At 65.7% G+C, this 15,257-nt stretch carries 15 protein-coding genes and 1 pseudogene; 10 read left to right on the forward strand and 6 right to left on the reverse strand.

All coding sequences use genetic code 11. From position 1 onward, the window contains the following. The 4 genes and pseudogenes from I6F37_RS29545 to I6F37_RS29560 form a co-directional block, all read left to right on the forward strand. Nucleotides 1-150 (forward strand): annotated as a pseudogene (locus I6F37_RS29545) (chemotaxis protein CheW); the annotation flags it as partial. A 74-nt stretch (nucleotides 151-224) separates the two neighbouring features. After that, nucleotides 225-590, forward strand: a complete 366-nt coding sequence (locus I6F37_RS29550; protein ID WP_007600538.1) for a PleD family two-component system response regulator — start codon at nucleotides 225-227, stop codon at nucleotides 588-590. A gap of 75 nt (nucleotides 591-665) precedes the next feature. Further along, a complete protein-coding gene (locus I6F37_RS29555; protein ID WP_225153472.1) occupies nucleotides 666-1,853 on the forward strand; it encodes a chemotaxis response regulator protein-glutamate methylesterase in 1,188 nt (395 codons plus the stop codon). Then, the gene (locus tag I6F37_RS29560; RefSeq protein ID WP_225153474.1) at nucleotides 1,850-2,722 is read left to right on the forward strand and encodes a protein-glutamate O-methyltransferase CheR; all 873 of its coding nucleotides are present in this window, start codon (nucleotides 1,850-1,852) and stop codon (nucleotides 2,720-2,722) included. Before I6F37_RS29555 ends, I6F37_RS29560 begins: the two co-directional genes overlap by 4 nt. A gap of 157 nt (nucleotides 2,723-2,879) precedes the next feature. On the opposite strand, the gene I6F37_RS29565 is transcribed toward I6F37_RS29560, so the two are convergent. The 4 genes from I6F37_RS29565 to ctrA all read right to left on the reverse strand — a co-directional run bounded on the left by I6F37_RS29565 (nucleotide 2,880) and on the right by ctrA (nucleotide 5,696). Continuing rightward, nucleotides 2,880-4,040, reverse strand: a complete 1,161-nt coding sequence (locus I6F37_RS29565; protein ID WP_036011885.1) for a glutathionylspermidine synthase family protein — start codon at nucleotides 4,038-4,040, stop codon at nucleotides 2,880-2,882. 3 nt (nucleotides 4,041-4,043) lie between these two features. After that, the gene (locus tag I6F37_RS29570; protein ID WP_074448088.1) at nucleotides 4,044-4,424 is read right to left on the reverse strand and encodes a hypothetical protein; all 381 of its coding nucleotides are present in this window, start codon (nucleotides 4,422-4,424) and stop codon (nucleotides 4,044-4,046) included. Between the two features lies 1 nt (nucleotide 4,425). After that, entirely contained in the window at nucleotides 4,426-4,830 is a 405-nt protein-coding gene (locus I6F37_RS29575) for a DUF350 domain-containing protein (protein WP_036011880.1), read from the reverse strand. Between the two features lie 164 nt (nucleotides 4,831-4,994). Next, nucleotides 4,995-5,696 carry a response regulator transcription factor CtrA gene (ctrA, locus tag I6F37_RS29580; protein WP_016848562.1) on the reverse strand — a complete coding sequence of 234 codons (702 nt, stop codon included), beginning with the start codon at nucleotides 5,694-5,696 and terminating at the stop codon, nucleotides 4,995-4,997. 448 nt (nucleotides 5,697-6,144) lie between these two features. Here ctrA and fliI point away from each other — a divergent pair, with 448 nt between their 5' ends. From fliI to I6F37_RS29610, 6 genes are all read left to right on the forward strand, one after another. Then, nucleotides 6,145-7,470: a flagellar protein export ATPase FliI gene (fliI, locus tag I6F37_RS29585; protein ID WP_036011877.1), complete on the forward strand. Its 1,326-nt coding sequence runs from the start codon at nucleotides 6,145-6,147 to the stop codon at nucleotides 7,468-7,470. Nucleotides 7,471-7,591: 121 nt separating this feature from the next. Continuing rightward, nucleotides 7,592-8,011, forward strand: a complete 420-nt coding sequence (gene fliJ, locus I6F37_RS29590; RefSeq protein WP_025032035.1) for a flagellar export protein FliJ — start codon at nucleotides 7,592-7,594, stop codon at nucleotides 8,009-8,011. A gap of 176 nt (nucleotides 8,012-8,187) precedes the next feature. Next, the gene (locus tag I6F37_RS29595; protein ID WP_225151673.1) at nucleotides 8,188-8,733 is read left to right on the forward strand and encodes a sigma-70 family RNA polymerase sigma factor; all 546 of its coding nucleotides are present in this window, start codon (nucleotides 8,188-8,190) and stop codon (nucleotides 8,731-8,733) included. 37 nt (nucleotides 8,734-8,770) lie between these two features. After that, nucleotides 8,771-9,832: an anti-sigma factor gene (locus I6F37_RS29600; protein WP_225151670.1), complete on the forward strand. Its 1,062-nt coding sequence runs from the start codon at nucleotides 8,771-8,773 to the stop codon at nucleotides 9,830-9,832. Nucleotides 9,833-9,983: 151 nt separating this feature from the next. Beyond that, a complete protein-coding gene (locus I6F37_RS29605) occupies nucleotides 9,984-10,943 on the forward strand; it encodes an AraC family transcriptional regulator (RefSeq protein WP_225115054.1) in 960 nt (319 codons plus the stop codon). Nucleotides 10,944-11,056: 113 nt separating this feature from the next. Further along, on the forward strand, nucleotides 11,057-12,277 hold the full coding sequence (locus I6F37_RS29610; protein ID WP_225151669.1) for an NAD(P)/FAD-dependent oxidoreductase: 1,221 nt from the start codon (nucleotides 11,057-11,059) through the stop codon (nucleotides 12,275-12,277). A 250-nt stretch (nucleotides 12,278-12,527) separates the two neighbouring features. On the opposite strand, the gene I6F37_RS29615 is transcribed toward I6F37_RS29610, so the two are convergent. Then, nucleotides 12,528-12,728 carry a hypothetical protein gene (locus I6F37_RS29615; protein ID WP_036011854.1) on the reverse strand — a complete coding sequence of 67 codons (201 nt, stop codon included), beginning with the start codon at nucleotides 12,726-12,728 and terminating at the stop codon, nucleotides 12,528-12,530. A gap of 294 nt (nucleotides 12,729-13,022) precedes the next feature. Continuing rightward, entirely contained in the window at nucleotides 13,023-15,164 is a 2,142-nt protein-coding gene (gene flhA / locus I6F37_RS29620) for a flagellar biosynthesis protein FlhA (protein ID WP_036026806.1), read from the reverse strand. Nucleotides 15,165-15,257 lie beyond the last annotated feature (93 nt).

Below are 15,257 nucleotides of genomic sequence, written 5' to 3' on the forward strand. Positions count from 1 at the left end.
CCCGAGGACGGTAAGGAAGAAAACCCCGTCAACCTCGACCCCCGCATGGCCAAGCTCGCCGGCGGCGTCCACCGCCTCGACGGACAGCTCATGGTCGTCCTCGACGTCGACCGCGTCCTCGAGCTCGCGCCCGAGATGATGGCGGCCTGATACGGCGGCATTGCCGCCGAGGGACTTGCGATTGGAAGTGCCCCCGCAAAGGGGGGAAGGAAGCAGAGGTTCACATGCGAACTTGTCTCGTCGTTGATGATTCCAGCGTCATCCGAAAGGTTGCGCGCCGGATCCTGGAGGGGCTCGACTTCCAAATCCTCGAAGCCGAGGACGGTGAGAAGGCGCTGGAGGCCTGCAAGCGCGGCCTGCCGGACGCGGTGCTGCTCGACTGGAACATGCCGGTCATGGATGGCTACGAGTTCCTCGGCCATCTCAGGCGCATGCCCGGCGGCGACCAGCCCAAGGTGGTGTTCTGCACCACCGAGAACGACGTCGCGCATATCGCGCGCGCTCTGCACGCCGGCGCCAACGAATACATCATGAAGCCGTTCGACAAGGACATCGTGACGGCGAAATTTCAGGAAGTCGGCCTGATCTGAGCGATCTCCCGGAGGCTGAACGGATCCTTCGGCGCTTGTTTTCAACTGAACCGTTTCAGTCTGAGTTGGTGTGTAATGAGTGTTGCGTTCGCAGGTAATTCGACCACGGGCACGTCGCGCGAAACCGGGCCGCTGCGGGTGATGATCGTCGACGACTCGGTCGTCATCCGCGGTCTGATCTCGCGCTGGATTGGTGCCGAGCACGACATGGAGGTCGCGGCCTCGCTGCGCACCGGGCTCGAGGCGGTCAACCAGCTCGACCGCATCAATCCCGATGTTGCCGTGCTCGACATCGAAATGCCCGAGCTCGATGGCCTCTCGGCGCTGCCGCAACTGCTCGCCAAGAAGCGCGATCTCGTCATCATCATGGCTTCCACCCTGACCCGCCGCAACGCGGAGATCAGCTTCAAGGCGTTGTCGCTCGGCGCAGCCGACTACATTCCCAAGCCGGAATCGACGCGTGAGGCGTCGGCCGCGGACATTTTCCATCACGACCTGATCCAGAAGATCCGCCATCTCGGCGCGCGGCTGCGTCGCAAGTCTGCGGTTGCGAGTCCGCCGCTGGCGCCGGCGAGCCCGGCTCCCGTCGCGCGCAGTCCTGTCGCGCGGCCTGCCGCGCCTGCGCCCGCTCCGGCCCCCTCGTCAGGCTCGGTGTCAACGCGTCCGTTCTCGACCCAGGCGCCCAAGGTGCTGTTGATCGGCTCCTCGACCGGCGGTCCTCAGGCGCTGATGTCGCTCGTCACCGAGCTCAGCGCCGTGATCGATCGCTTCCCGGTGCTGATCACCCAGCACATGCCGCCGACCTTCACCACCATCCTGGCCGAGCATCTGGCGCGCTCGAGCCGCCGGCCGGCGGCCGAGGCGGTCGACGGCGAGCCGGTCAAGCCGGGACGGATCTACCTCGCACCGGGCGGCAAGCACATGCGCGTCACGCGCAGCGGCGCCGATCCTGTGATCGCGCTCGACGACGGCCCCGCCGTCAATTTCTGCAAGCCTGCGGTCGATCCGCTCTTCACCTCCGCCATCGACGTCTGGCACGGCAACATCCTCTCGGTGATCCTGACCGGCATGGGCTCGGACGGCATGCGCGGCGGCAAGGACATCGTCGCGGCCGGCGGCAGCGTGATTGCGCAGGACGAAGCCTCCAGCGTGGTCTGGGGCATGCCCGGCGCGGCGGCCAATGCCGGCATCTGCGCGGCGATCCTGCCGCTCAACCAGATCGGCGCCAAGGTCAACCGCCTGTTCGCTGGAGACCGCTCGTGACGCCCGCAGATTACGACTATCTGCGCAAGTTCCTGAAAGAGCGCTCCGGTCTCGATCTCTCCGCCGACAAGCAATATCTGGTCGAGAGCCGGCTGCTGCCGCTCGCCCGCAAGGCAAGTGTTCCCGGCATCCCCGACCTCGTCCTGAAGATCAGGAACGGCGACGGCCGGCTTGCGACCGACGTGGTCGAAGCGATGACCACCAACGAGACGTTCTTCTACCGCGACAAGATTCCGTTCGATCACCTGCGCGACACCATCCTGCCGGGCCTGATCCAGGCGCGCGCGGCGCGCAAGTCGCTTCGCATCTGGTCGGCGGCCGCCTCGACCGGGCAGGAGCCCTATTCGATCGCGATGTGCGTGAAGGAGATGGGCGCGGCGCTCGCGGGGTGGCGCATCGAGATCGTCGCCACCGATCTGTCGCAGGAGGTGCTGGAGAAATCCAAGGCGGGCCTCTACAGCCAGTTCGAGGTGCAGCGCGGCCTGCCGATCCAGCATCTGGTGAAATACTTCACGCAAACCGGCGAGCTCTGGCAGCTCAACGCCGACATTCGCGCCATGGTGCAGTTCCGCCAGCTCAATCTGCTGCAGGACTTCTCCCATCTCGGCACGTTCGACGTGATCTTCTGCCGCAACGTGCTGATCTATTTCGACCAGGACACCAAGGCGGTGATTTTCGAGCGCACGGCGAAGGCCATGGAAGCCGACGGCACGCTGCTGCTCGGGGCGGCCGAATCCGTCGTCGGCATCACGGACGCGTTCCGCCCCATCACCGATCGCCGCGGCCTCTATCAGCTCAACCCCGCGCGCTCCGGCCGTCCGATGGGCGAATTGATGCCGCAGCCGCTGAAGATCGCCGCGGCGAGGTGAGTTCTCTTTGTCATTCCGGGGCCGCGCATTAGCGCGGAGCCCGGAATCCATAACCACAGGCCATCGAAATAGGCAGGCGGTTAGACCAGGGCCATTTCATCCGACTGTGGTTATGGATTCCGGGCTCGCGACTTTGTCGCGCCCCGGAATGACAAAATCACAAAATCGCATGCGGCAAGAACCGCGAGCGGTTGCCCGTGATCGGGCTCTCGTCCTCGCGGATCGATATCCCGCAGGGCTCGTGGTTCACCAGCCAGCTTCCGATCACCGGATAGCAGCCCGAAAAGTTCGGCAGCGGTGCCAGCGCCTGACGTACGAAACCTTCGGCGCCGTACGGCCCCGTCTGCTCGTCGAGCGGCATGCCGCCGGAGACCAGCGTGACATTGGCGCCTTCGCGCGACAGCAGCGGCTTGCGCACATAGGACGTGCCGAGCTCGGCGGCGCGCGGATCGTCCTCGAAGAAGGCCGGCAGCAGATTGGGATGGTTCGGAAACATCTCCCAGAGCAGCGGCAAGATGCCCTTGTTGGAGAGCACCGCCTTCCACGGCGGCTCGATCCAGCGCGTTGGCGCATCCTTCAGCTTTGCGCCGAAGGCGTCCTGGAACATCCATTCCCAGGGATAGAGCTTGAAGGCGAGCGCGATGTCGTTCTCGCCGAGATCGACGAAGCCGCCGGCCTCGTCGCGCCAGCCGACCTGCTCGATGTCGAGCAGCGTCGTCGAGAGTCCGGCCTGGCGCGCGGTGTCTTCGAGATAAGCGAGCGTGCCGGCGTCCTCTTCGTTGCCGGTGATCCCTGTGAGATGGACGTGACGGCTCCCAGCGATCTCCTTCCATGCCGCGATCAGCCGCTCGTGGATGGAGTTGAATTGGTCGGCACGCGAGGGGATGACGCGGCGTTCGATCGCCTGTTCGAGCCAGGTCCATTGGAACACCGCGGCCTCGAAGATCGAGGTCGGCGTGTCCGCGTTGTATTCGAGCAGCTTTGCCGGCGACTTGCCGTCGAACCTCAGATCGAGCCGGCCGTAGAGGCTGCGGTCGTCGCGCTTCCAGCTCTCGACGATCAGGCCCCAGAACGCTTCCGGAATCTTCAGCCGTCGCAAGGAACGCTCGTCGCCGATGACGCGGCCGGCGAGTTCCAGGCACATCGCGTCGATCTCGCCGGTCGGCGCCTCGATGCCTCGCTCGATCTCCTCCAGCGTAAAGCCATAATAGGCGCGCTCGTCCCAATAGCGCTCGCCGTCGATGGTGTGGAAGACGAAGCCGCATCGTGCGGCGGTCTCCCGCCAGTCGTCGCGCTCGAGGCAGGTGATGCGCTGCATGGATCAGCCGCCGCCCGAGAAGCCGTGGCCGAACGAGCCGAAGCCGCCGCGGCTCACGCTGCTATGGCTGACATTGGACGACGTTCCCGACGAGGAATGGCTGGAGGAATCGCCGCTGAACAAGCTCGATCGCGACGACCAGCGCGAACTGCTGCCGCCCGACGAACTGCTGCTGCTCGTGCAGGTCGTGGTCGTCTGCCCCGGCACGGCGCCGGGCGTGGGCTCGCAGTTCTGCCGCGGCATCAAGGTATAGGCCGTGGTGCCGACGGCGATCGTGCCCATCACCAGCAGCGCGACGTGGCCGGAGCGCTTCACCGGCGGTCGCGGCGGCTCGGCGACTGGCCGGCGCTTGCCGAACTCCTTCTTGGCGGGTTTGTCGGCCATGTCAGTAGATCATGCTGGCGGCGTTCAGCAGGCCCGCGGCGAGCGAGGACAGGCCGAGCCAGATCGCCGGGGCAAGCTCGCCGTCATCGATGCGCCTCGACAAGTCCGGCACCGGAACCTTGACGAGATAGAACACGATGACCTGCACGATCAGCGCGATCGTCGCCCAGATCAGGCAGTCCAGCACGTTGGCCGAATGCGCGATGGCGCTGACCAGCGGCGCCACGAAGCCGAGCAGGCTGAGCCCAAGCGCGATCGCCGCGGCCGGCTGGTTGTCGCGAATGAGCTGGAATTCGTTATGCGCCGTGATGCGGGTGTAGACGAACAGATAGGCCACGATCACGATCAGCCCGGTGCAGAAATAGACCAGGAAGGCGGGCAGGCCGGCGAGTGATTGCAGGATCATCGTTCCCCCATCGTGCAGCGACCATTCGTCGGCAGGGGAAGGCTAGGGGTTCAAACGTTAAGCTTCCAATGAAGCGTCCCCCCAAAAACGAAAACCCCGCCATTTGCGGCGGGGTCCAGGCTGGGAGGAGCGAGCCTGACTGGGCTCGCGACGTAACCCAGGGATCAGGCGGGGATGCGCTCGTCGGCCTCGTGCGGCTCGCGCAGCACGTAGCCGCGGCCCCAGACGGTCTCGATGAAGTTGCGGCCCTCGGAGGCGTTGGCGAGCTTCTTGCGGAGCTTGCAAATGAAGACGTCGATGATCTTCAGTTCGGGCTCGTCCATGCCGCCATAGAGGTGGTTGAGGAACATTTCCTTGGTGAGGGTCGTGCCTTTGCGGAGCGAGAGCAGCTCCAGCATCTGATATTCCTTGCCGGTCAGATGCACGCGCTGACCTCCGACTTCCACCGTCTTGGTGTCGAGGTTGACGACGAGGTCGCCGGTCTGGATGACCGACTGGGCATGGCCCTTGGAGCGGCGCACGATGGCGTGGATGCGGGCCACCAGCTCGTCCTTGTGGAAGGGCTTGGTCATGTAGTCGTCGGCGCCGACGCCGAGACCCTTGACCTTGTCCTCGATGCCGGCGAGGCCGGAGAGGATCAGAATCGGTGTCTTGATCTTGGAGACCCGGAGCTGCTTGAGCACATCGTAGCCGGACATGTCGGGCAGGTTGAGGTCGAGGAGAATAATGTCGTAATCGTATAGTTTACCGAGATCGACGCCTTCTTCCCCCAAATCGGTCGTGTAGACGTTGAAGCTCTCCGACTTCAGCATCAGCTCGATCGACTGCGCGACGGCGCTGTCATCTTCAATCAGCAAAACGCGCATGCCAGTTCCCCATAGTCGCCGCTCCTGGGCGTCAGGTCGGCCGCATTCGCGGCACTCAACAAAACGCCTTTGAACAACTGATTCGGATCCTGACAACAGATGGTTAACAAAGTCTGATTCTGGAACGCAAGTCCCCCCGGTGCAATTTTTGTCGAATCGCCCTAAGGTCTTGCGTACGAAGCAGCTTTCGTTACCCGATTCCGTTCAAGCTCCACTTTAAGAGACGGGCCTAACCGACTCCCGCGACTCAGCCTTCTTCTGAAGGGGAGGCACGCTCAGTCTCAAAGACAGTGACGCAATGATTAATGATGCGGGTAAACACGAAGTTAAGCGCCGTTCAGAAATATGGCGAAACTTAAGGTTTTCACCGTGATGTCCCGGGATCACCGAAGGCGACCATCTCATGAGGACCCTCATATGAAGGTGCGCTGCTGATGAAGGCCCCCCGATGAAGGCGCTGGCCGAACAGATCGGCGACATCGACGGCATCAACATCTATGGCCGCGTGGTCGGCGTTCGCGGTCTGATGGTCGAGGTGGCCGGCCCTATCCACGCGATGTCGGTCGGCGCGCGGCTGGTGATCGAGACCGGCGCCAACCGCACCATTCCGTGCGAGGTGATCGGCTTCTCCGGCAACAATGCCGTGGTGATGCCGTTCGCCGGCCTCGAGGGCGTGCGCCGCGGCTGCAAGGCGGTCATCGCCAATGCCGCCAACCAGGTGAGGCCATCCGCGGCCTGGCTGGGACGCGTCGTCAATGCGCTGGGCGAGCCGATCGACGGCAAGGGGCCGCTGCCGCAGGGCTCTTCGCCGATGCCGTTCCGCAATACGCCGCCGCCCGCCCATTCGCGCAAGCGCGTCGGCAGCCCGCTCGACCTCGGCGTGCGCGCCATGAACACCTTCCTCACCTGCTGCCGCGGTCAGCGCATGGGCATCTTCGCAGGCTCCGGCGTCGGCAAGTCGGTGCTGCTGTCGATGCTGGCGCGCAACGTCGATGCCGATGTCAGTGTCATCGGGCTGATCGGCGAACGCGGCCGCGAGGTGCAGGAATTCCTGCAGGACGATCTCGGCGAGGAGGGCCTTGCGCGCTCAGTCGTGGTGGTCGCGACCTCCGACGAGCCGGCCCTGATGCGCCGCCAGGCGGCCTACCTCACGCTCGCGGTCGCCGAATATTTTCGCGACGAGGACAAGGACGTGCTCTGCCTGATGGACTCGGTGACGCGCTTTGCGATGGCCCAGCGCGAGATCGGCCTGTCTGCCGGGGAGCCGCCGACCGCCAAGGGTTACACGCCGACCGTCTTCACCGAGTTGCCGAAGCTGCTCGAGCGTGCCGGGCCGGGATTGGGCGAGGGCGCCATCACCGCGATCTTCACGGTGCTGGTCGACGGCGACGACCATAACGAGCCGATCGCCGATGCCGTCCGCGGCATCCTCGACGGCCACATCGTGATGCAGCGCTCGATCGCCGAGCGCGGCCGCTATCCCGCGATCAACATTCTCAAATCCGTCTCGCGCACGATGCCGAAATCGGCCGATCCGCAGTTCTGGCCGGTGATCCAGCGGGCGCGCCAGGTGATGGCGACCTATGCCGACATGGAGGAATTGATCCGTCTCGGCGCCTACCGCGCCGGCTCCAGTCCCGAGGTCGACGAGGCCATCCGCCTCAACGAGCCGCTGGAAGCCTTCCTGCGCCAGCGCAAGGACGAAAAGGCATCGCTCGCGGAGGGCTATCGCCAATTGGCGCAAATCCTCGGCAATTTGGAAACGGAACGCTAACTTTGTCCGGTCATCATCCGATCCCACAGAGTAGCAGAGCCGGTCTGGGCCCCCTTCGGGCCCGTGGGGTGACCGGTATCGTCCCACGTGCAGCGGGGGGACTTCTGGGGAGTACGAGTCGATGAAGTCACGAGATACCCTCATCCGCCTGAAGAAGTTTCAGGTCGACGAGAAGCGCCGCCGGGTCACCCAGATCGAGACCATGATCGCCGACTTCCAGCGCATGTCGGTCGATCTCGAACGCGAGATCCAGACCGAGCAGGAGCGCGCCGGGATCAACGATCCCTCGCACTTCGCCTACCCGACCTACGCCAAAGCCGCGATCCAGCGCCGCGAGAACCTGACCCGCTCGGCCGACGAGCTCAAGGGCCAGCTCGAGGAAGCCAAGGCCGCACTGGCCGAGGCCTTCGAGGAGCTGAAAAAGGTCGAGCTGCTCGACGAGCGCGACCAGGCCCGCGAGCGCGCCGAGGAGAACGCCCGCGAGCAGGCCGACCTCGACAGCATCGGCCTGATGCGTGCCCGCATCGGCGCCGTCGCCTGAGCCGCTAGCCCGCCCCTCCAGGAATTGCCAAAACCCGGACCCGCAAGGTCCGGGTTTTCGCATGTGCTGTCCACAGTGTGGCGCCGCGCCCCTTGGTGGTCGGCTTGGCCGCGCGCTATGGTGGTGCGGTGCCGGGGTCTACGCGGAACGCGACGGCCCGCGTGTTGGGGGGCTGAATGCTGACGCCAGCGGAGCTGGTCGGGTTGATTGAGGCGGTGGCGAAGGGCGATCAGGCCGCGTTCGAGCGCCTCTACGCCGCCACGCGCGCGAAACTCTATGGCGTCGTGCTCCGTATCTTGCGCAGGCAGGATCTCACGGAGGAGGTCATTCAGGAGACTTACGTCAAGATCTGGAACAGCGCCGGCCAGTTCAATCCGGCCCTGTCCTCGCCGATCACGTGGATGGCCTCGATCGCGCGCAACCGCGCGATCGACGTCGTCCGCAAGAAGTCGGAAGCCTCCATCGAGGAAGAGCCTCAGGCGATGGAGGTCGCGGCCGAAAGTCCCGATCCACTGGCCCGCCGCGAGATGACCGAGGAGCTGAAGCGGCTCTTGGAATGCATCGGCCGGCTCGAGCCGGACCGTCAGAGGCTCGTGCTGCTCGCCTATTACAACGGCTGGAGCCGCGAGCAATTGGCGGAGAAGTTTTCAGCGCCGGTCAACACGGTGAAGACGTGGCTGCGGCGCAGCATGCTGGATATCCGGGAGTGCCTCGGACTGTGATCGCTTGGATGATGAGGGTGGTTCTGGACTGCAATTGATGGCCTACACGGAGGACCATATCGCGCTCGCCGCGGAGTATGCGCTCGGGACGCTCGGCGCCGACGAGCGCGCGCAGGTCGAGACCATGATGGCGGTGGACCCGGCGTTCGCCGAGATCGTGCAGGCGTGGGCCTATCGGCTCGGCGTGCTCAACCAGATGGTCGGCTCGGTCGAGCCGCGTCCGATCGTGTGGGAGAACATCAGGGCGGAGATCGCGCGCACGATCGCCGCGCAGGAGCCGCCTGCGCCTGCCGAAGCTTCGCCGCCACCACAGCCGCCTGTGCCCGAGACGCCCTCGCTGGCAGCTGCGGAATCTCCGCCCGAGAGCTCGCAGTCGGCTGAGGTGCAGCAGCCCGAAGCCGCCGCGCCTGAGGCGCCGCGTCCCGAGTTTGATGCTGTTCCGGACATCGCGCCGCAATTCATCCCGCAAGTCCATGCGCCGGATGCCAACCTCGTCCGTGCGGCCCAAGCGCCGGTGGTCGACGACAGCAATGTGATTCGTCTCGAGAGCCGGGTGAAGCGCTGGCGCACCATCGCTTCCGCCATTGGCGCGCTCGCGGCCGCGCTGCTCGTAACGCTGTCGCTGCAGATCTTGCTGCCCGACGCGCTGCCGGGCGCTTTGCGTCCCCCGCCGCGCATCCAGACGGTCGAGGTGAAGACGCCGGCCGCGCCGCTCGCCGCCTCCGCGCAATATGTCGCGCTGCTGCAGGGCCAGGGCGGCGGCCCCGCCTTCATCCTCACCATCGACGGCGCGACGCGGAATTTCACGGTGCGAAAGGTCGGCGCGACGCCGGAGCCCGGCAAGAGCTTCGAGCTCTGGCTGATCTCGGACAAGCTGCCGCGCCCGCGCTCGCTCGGCGTGATCGGTGCCGGCGATTTCACCGCGCGTCCACTACTCGCCTCCTACGATGCCGAGGTCGTCAATAGCGCGACCTTCGCCGTCACCATCGAGCAGGCGGGCGGCTCGCCGAACGGCCAGCCGACCTCCGCCCCGGTGTTTTCCGGCAAGCTGATCGAGACCGTGCCGCCGGCCCAACCGCAGGCGCCCGCGCAAAAATAGGTGCCACGGCGACTGTCGCCACGGTCCATCCCGCTGTCGCAGCCCGACAAGTGCTCCCGAATCCGCCCTCGATTTGAACCTCGCCTCGGTCCACGGCGTCAAATTCCCGGAATTTGAACGCGATTGATGCCGGAAAGGGCGAGAAAATCAGATGGATGCAGCGAGAACGCCGGGCATCTTCCTTCACCAATATGCAGGCCTGCCGCACGGTCCGGCCTTCGAGCATTGGCGCGAGCGGGCCGTCGGTCGCTGCGGCCTCGATATCGGGCCGAGCCATGGCGACAGCATCGATTGCCGGCTGCAGATCAGCGTCGTCGACAACATCACGCTCGCCATTCCGGAAGGCGCCTCGGCGCAATATTCCCGCACGCAGAGCCACCTTGCCGACGGCAGCGACGATCTCGTCCTGATCGCGGCCCACGCAGGGCTCGTCCGCGTCGGGCAAAACGGCCACACCGTCGAGCTCACGCCCGCCCAGATGGTGCTCGTCGACATGAGCGTGACCGGGACCGTCGGCCACACCGAGGCAGACCGCTTCACCAGCATTCGCATGCCGCGCCGTGCGCTGCTCGACATCAATCCACGCGCCGAGGACAAGCTCTCGCAGGTGCTCGTCGACGGCGCAGTCGCCGAGACCATCTTCCGCTACCACGCGCTCGCCGCCAATCACGCGCCGCATCTCGATGCGGTCGGCCAGCGCCTGACCGCGCAGCACATGGTCGATCTCGTCGGTCTCCTGCTCGGCACCGATGCCGAGCACGCAAGCCGCGCACGCGGTCGCGGGCAGGCGGCGGCGCGCCTCGATCTCATGCGCGCCGACGTGATGGCCGCACTCGGCCGCAACGATCTCTGCCTCGCCGAAGTTGCGACGCGCTCGGGCTTGAGCCCGCGCCAGGCCCAGCGCCTGTTCGAGCAGGCCGGCACGACCTTCACCGAATTCGTGCTGGAGCAGCGCCTGCTCCACGCGCGCAAGCTGCTCGGCGATCCCCGCGCCAGGATGCGCAAGATCAGCGACATCGCGCATTCCTCCGGCTTCTCCGATCTGTCCTACTTCAACCGCGCCTTCCGCAAGCGCTTCGGCACGACGCCGTCGGAGCTGCGCGAGGCGTAAATCGCGATTTTGTGCAGCGGCGCGGACGCCGCCGCATTTGGTCGCCGCCTGCTGTTGAGCTAGTCTGTTTCTGCGGGCTGACCGCGGGTGTCTGGAAAGCGCAGTAGGCGGAGATGGCGCGTATCGTCGTGCTCGGCGCCGGGTTTGCGGGGTTGTGGGCGGCCATCGGCGCCGCGCGCAAGCGCGAGGAGATCGGTGCGAGCGATCGCGACATCGAGATCCGTCTCGTCGACCGCAATCCCTATCACAATATCCGCGTGCGCAATTACGAGGCCGATCTCGCCGAGGTCGCGCTTCCGCTTCCGCAATTGCTCGATCCGATCGGCGTCAGCCACGGCCTTGGCGAGGTCGAGGTGATCGATCCGGCCCGGCGCGAAATCTCGCTCGTCACCAGCGCCGGCAAGGAGACGCTGCACTATGACCGCCTCGTGCTGGCGCTCGGCAGCGCGGTGATGCGCCCCGATATTCCCGGCCTGGCCGCACACGCCTTCGACGTCGACACCTATGCCGCGGCGCTCCGCCTTGAAGATCATCTGGTTTCGCTCGGACGCAGCGCGCCGTCTCCGGGCCATTCAACGGTGGTCGTGGTCGGCGCCGGCTTCACCGGCATCGAAGTCGCAGCTGAGATGCCGGACCGGTTGGCGCGCGCAGGGATCACCGGCAGCCGCCGCATCATCCTGGTCGATCCCAATCCGAGCGTCGGCGCCAGCATCGGCGCGAACGCGCGCCCGGTGATCGAGACGGCCCTGGCTTCGCTCGACATCGAGACGCGGCTCGGCGTGCGTGTCGCCGCGATCGAGGCCGCGGGCATGCGCCTGAGCTCGGGCGAATTCATTCCGTCGCAGACGGTGATCTGGTGCGCGGGCATGCGGGCAAGCCCTTTGGCGGCGAGCTTTCCGGGCGGGCGCGATTCCCTCGGGCGCCTCCTCGTCGATCCCTTCATGCGTGTGGCCGATGTCGGCGGCGTGTTCGCGGCCGGCGACGTCGCCTCGAGCGTGATCGACGGGCTGCATCCGACATTGATGTCCTGTCAGTTCGCCCGTCCCATGGGCCGCTTCGCCGGCCACAACGTGGTCGCCGATCTCGTCGGCCTGCCCATGCTGCCGCTGCGGATCGACTGGTACGTCACCGTGCTCGACCTCGGCGGCTGGGGCGCGCTCTATACCGAAGGATGGAATCGCGAGGTCCGTGCCACCGGCGCGGCCGCGAAGGCGACCAAACAGACCATCAACCGCAAGCGCATCTATCCGCCGCTCTCGGGACGCAAGGACGAGCTGTTCGCTGCCGCCGCCCCGACCGTGCAGGCGCCGCCGCCGACGTATGGGGGAAGGTAGTTGGCAGGCAGGGCCGTGCCGCTTGCTCCGTCATTGCGAGCGCAGCGAAGCAATCCAGAGTCTTTCCGCGGAGGCAGTCTGGATTGCTTCGCTGCGCTCGCAATGACGAGATACCAGAAATGGGAAAGCGCCCGTGGGGGGCGGGCGCTTTCTGTAGTCGACTTGGGGTTGGGGTCGTCTACATATCCACGTGGCGACTTTGGGGGGCTGGTAAAGAGCCGCGTGAATTCACAAAACTCGTCAGATCTCCTTAGCGAACGAGGGACGCGTTCGAACTGGTGACAACGACCGGCTTGCCGGCCTTGATGACGCGGGCGGTCTGGGTCAGGCCTTCATCCGAACCCGAGCGTGCCGTAATGCCGAGGCCAGCCACCGCGATCCCTGCGACGAGGGCGACGACCACGATTTTCAAATGGGTCGCGCGATCTGCGCTGTAGATCGAGTGGTTCATGGAAGCCTCCTGCCGCCATCTACCCGAAGTAGTCGCCGGCCATTTGAGGCAGGTTCATGCTTCCGGTGCCCATCAACCTAGTATCGGGGGGATTCGTTCCCAAGGGGCCATCACAAGGGCGTGATATGACGTGATAGATCGCGATCAAAGGCGGCCCTTGATCGTTCTTTTACATAATTATTTCAAAGATGTAATGAGCCTAGTGCCGGGTTTTTGAGGCCTTGGTCGACAAGGCGCCAGGAACTCAAAAACCATTTGCCTGTGGCTGAAAAACACACGGCTTCTTAAGGCAAATCAGATGCTTCCGACGGTTTTCAGCCTCGCCCTGGGGTGGATTTCGGCCTGCGACAGCACGGTGGTCTGGGCCCGGAACCGTTCCACCAGGGAGCGCACGAAGGGCCGAATGGAAGCGGAGGTGACCAGCACCGGCGCCTCGCCTTCGCGGGCGGCGCGCTCGAAGGCCTCGCGCACGGCAGTCATGAATTCCGAGAGTTTCGAGGGCTGCATGGCAAGGCTCCGCTCCTCGCCCTGGCCGATGATGGATTCGGCAAAAGCCTGCTCCCATTTCGCCGACAGTGCGATCAGCGGCAGATAGCCGGCGTAGGAGGTGTTCTGCGCGCAAATCTGCCGCGCTAGGCGGGCGCGGACGTGCTCGACCATGGTCGCGGGGTTGCGCGAGAAGGCGAGCGAATCCGCAATGCCTTCGAGGATGGTGGAGAGGTCGCGGATCGAGATGCGCTCGGCGAGCAGCAGCTGCAGCACGCGCTGGATGCCGGAGACCGTGACCTGGCCCGGGACGATGTCCTTGACCAGCTCGCTCTGCTCCTTCGGCAGCTCCTTGAGCAGCTTCTGCACCTCGCCGTAGGACAACAGGTCCGACATGTTGGCCTTGAGCAGCTCGGTGAGATGGGTCGAGAGCACGGTCGCGGCGTCGACGACGGTGTAGCCCTTGAGCGAGGCCTCTTCCTTGAGGCTGGCATCGACCCAGGTTGCGGGCAGGCCGAAGGTCGGCTCGGTGGTGTGGATGCCGGGCACCTGCACCTGGCTGCCGCCGGGATCCATGACCATGAACTGGTTCGGCCAGATCTTGCCGGTGCCGGCGTCGACCTCCTTGATCTTGATGATGTAGGTGTTGGCCTCGAGCTGGACGTTGTCGAGGATGCGCACCGCCGGCATCACGAAGCCCATCTCGATCGCGAGCGAGCGGCGCAGCGCCTTGATCTGCTCGGTGAGGCGGTCGGTGCCGTCGGGGCCGTTGACCAGCGGCAGCAGGGCGTAGCCGAGCTCGATCTTGAGGTCGTCGATCTTGAGCGCGGCCGAGATCGGCTCTTCCGTCGCGGCAGCGCCCGGCGCACCCGGCGTTCCCGGAGCGGGCGCGGCGTGAACGGCGGCTTCGGCCTTGGCCGCCACGCGGTTGCGGTTGCGGGCGTTCCAGGCCAGCGCGCCGGCGCCGGCGCCGAGCGCGAGGAAGGGCAGGGTCGGAATGCCCGGCAGCGCCGCCAGCACCAGCATCACCGCCGAGGACATCGCCAGCGCCTGCGGATAGCCGGAGAACTGCTTCATGAGCGCCTTGTCGGCGGCGCCGGAGACGCCGGCCTTGGAGACGAGCAGGCCGGCCGCGGTCGAGACGATCAGCGCCGGTACCTGAGTAACAAGGCCGTCACCGACGGTCAGCAGCGTGTAGGTGCGCCCCGCGTCGGCGAAGGACATGCCCTGCTGCGCGACGCCGATGATGATGCCGCCGACGACGTTGATGAACACGACCAGGAGGCCGGCGATGGCGTCGCCCCGGACGAACTTGGAGGCGCCGTCCATGGCGCCGAAGAAGCCGCTCTCGTCCTCGAGCTCCTTGCGCCGCTCCTTGGCGACCTTCTCGTCGATCAGGCCGGCGCCGAGGTCGGCGTCGATCGCCATCTGCTTGCCGGGCATGGCGTCGAGGTGGAAGCGGGCGGCGACTTCGGCGATGCGGCCCGAGCCCTTGGTGATGACGACGAAATTGACGACGATCAGGATGGCGAAGACGATGATGCCGATGACGAAATTGCCGCCCATCACGAAGTTGCCGAAGGCCTCGATGACGTGACCGGCGGCGGCCGTGCCCTCGTGCCCGTGCGACAGGATCAGCCGGGTCGAGGCCATGTTGAGCGAGAGCCGCAGCATGGTCGAGATCAGGAGGACGGTCGGGAAGGCCGAGAATTCCAGCGGCGCCTGGATGAACAGCGACGTCATCAGGATCAGGATCGAGAGCGTGATCGAGATCGCCAGGAACACGTCCAGCACGATCGCGGGCAGCGGCAGGATCAGCACCACCAGGATGGTGAGAACGCCGAGCGCCAGCGCGATGTCGCCGCGCTTGAGGACGGTGACGATGTCGTTGAGGGAAGGGATCGAGGGCCTTGCGCTGCCTACGCCCTGTCCTGCGGTGACGTCGACCATGGTAGCTGCCTCCCCGCGCGACTGCCGTCCGCGCGCCCCAAACGTCTGCGCGGCAGCCGACGGGCCGCCGTTCCGAAAGTGAGGCACCGCACT

Origin of the sequence: Bradyrhizobium sp. NBAIM08, assembly GCF_020193935.1 — a bacterium.
In the GTDB taxonomy this organism is placed as follows: domain Bacteria; phylum Pseudomonadota; class Alphaproteobacteria; order Rhizobiales; family Xanthobacteraceae; genus Bradyrhizobium; species Bradyrhizobium yuanmingense.

Coding starts and splice junctions, on each gene's coding strand:
- I6F37_RS29550 (WP_007600538.1), top strand. CDS start 225: ATGCGAACTTGTCTCGTCGTTGATGATTCCAGCGTCATCCGAAAGGTT.
- I6F37_RS29555 (WP_225153472.1), top strand. CDS start 666: ATGAGTGTTGCGTTCGCAGGTAATTCGACCACGGGCACGTCGCGCGAA.
- I6F37_RS29565 (WP_036011885.1), bottom strand. CDS start 4,040: ATGCAGCGCATCACCTGCCTCGAGCGCGACGACTGGCGGGAGACCGCC.
- I6F37_RS29570 (WP_074448088.1), bottom strand. CDS start 4,424: ATGGCCGACAAACCCGCCAAGAAGGAGTTCGGCAAGCGCCGGCCAGTC.
- I6F37_RS29575 (WP_036011880.1), bottom strand. CDS start 4,830: ATGATCCTGCAATCACTCGCCGGCCTGCCCGCCTTCCTGGTCTATTTC.
- ctrA (WP_016848562.1), bottom strand. CDS start 5,696: ATGCGCGTTTTGCTGATTGAAGATGACAGCGCCGTCGCGCAGTCGATC.
- fliI (WP_036011877.1), top strand. CDS start 6,145: ATGAAGGCGCTGGCCGAACAGATCGGCGACATCGACGGCATCAACATC.
- fliJ (WP_025032035.1), top strand. CDS start 7,592: ATGAAGTCACGAGATACCCTCATCCGCCTGAAGAAGTTTCAGGTCGAC.
- I6F37_RS29595 (WP_225151673.1), top strand. CDS start 8,188: ATGCTGACGCCAGCGGAGCTGGTCGGGTTGATTGAGGCGGTGGCGAAG.
- I6F37_RS29600 (WP_225151670.1), top strand. CDS start 8,771: ATGGCCTACACGGAGGACCATATCGCGCTCGCCGCGGAGTATGCGCTC.
- I6F37_RS29605 (WP_225115054.1), top strand. CDS start 9,984: ATGGATGCAGCGAGAACGCCGGGCATCTTCCTTCACCAATATGCAGGC.
- I6F37_RS29610 (WP_225151669.1), top strand. CDS start 11,057: ATGGCGCGTATCGTCGTGCTCGGCGCCGGGTTTGCGGGGTTGTGGGCG.
- I6F37_RS29615 (WP_036011854.1), bottom strand. CDS start 12,728: ATGAACCACTCGATCTACAGCGCAGATCGCGCGACCCATTTGAAAATC.
- flhA (WP_036026806.1), bottom strand. CDS start 15,164: ATGGTCGACGTCACCGCAGGACAGGGCGTAGGCAGCGCAAGGCCCTCG.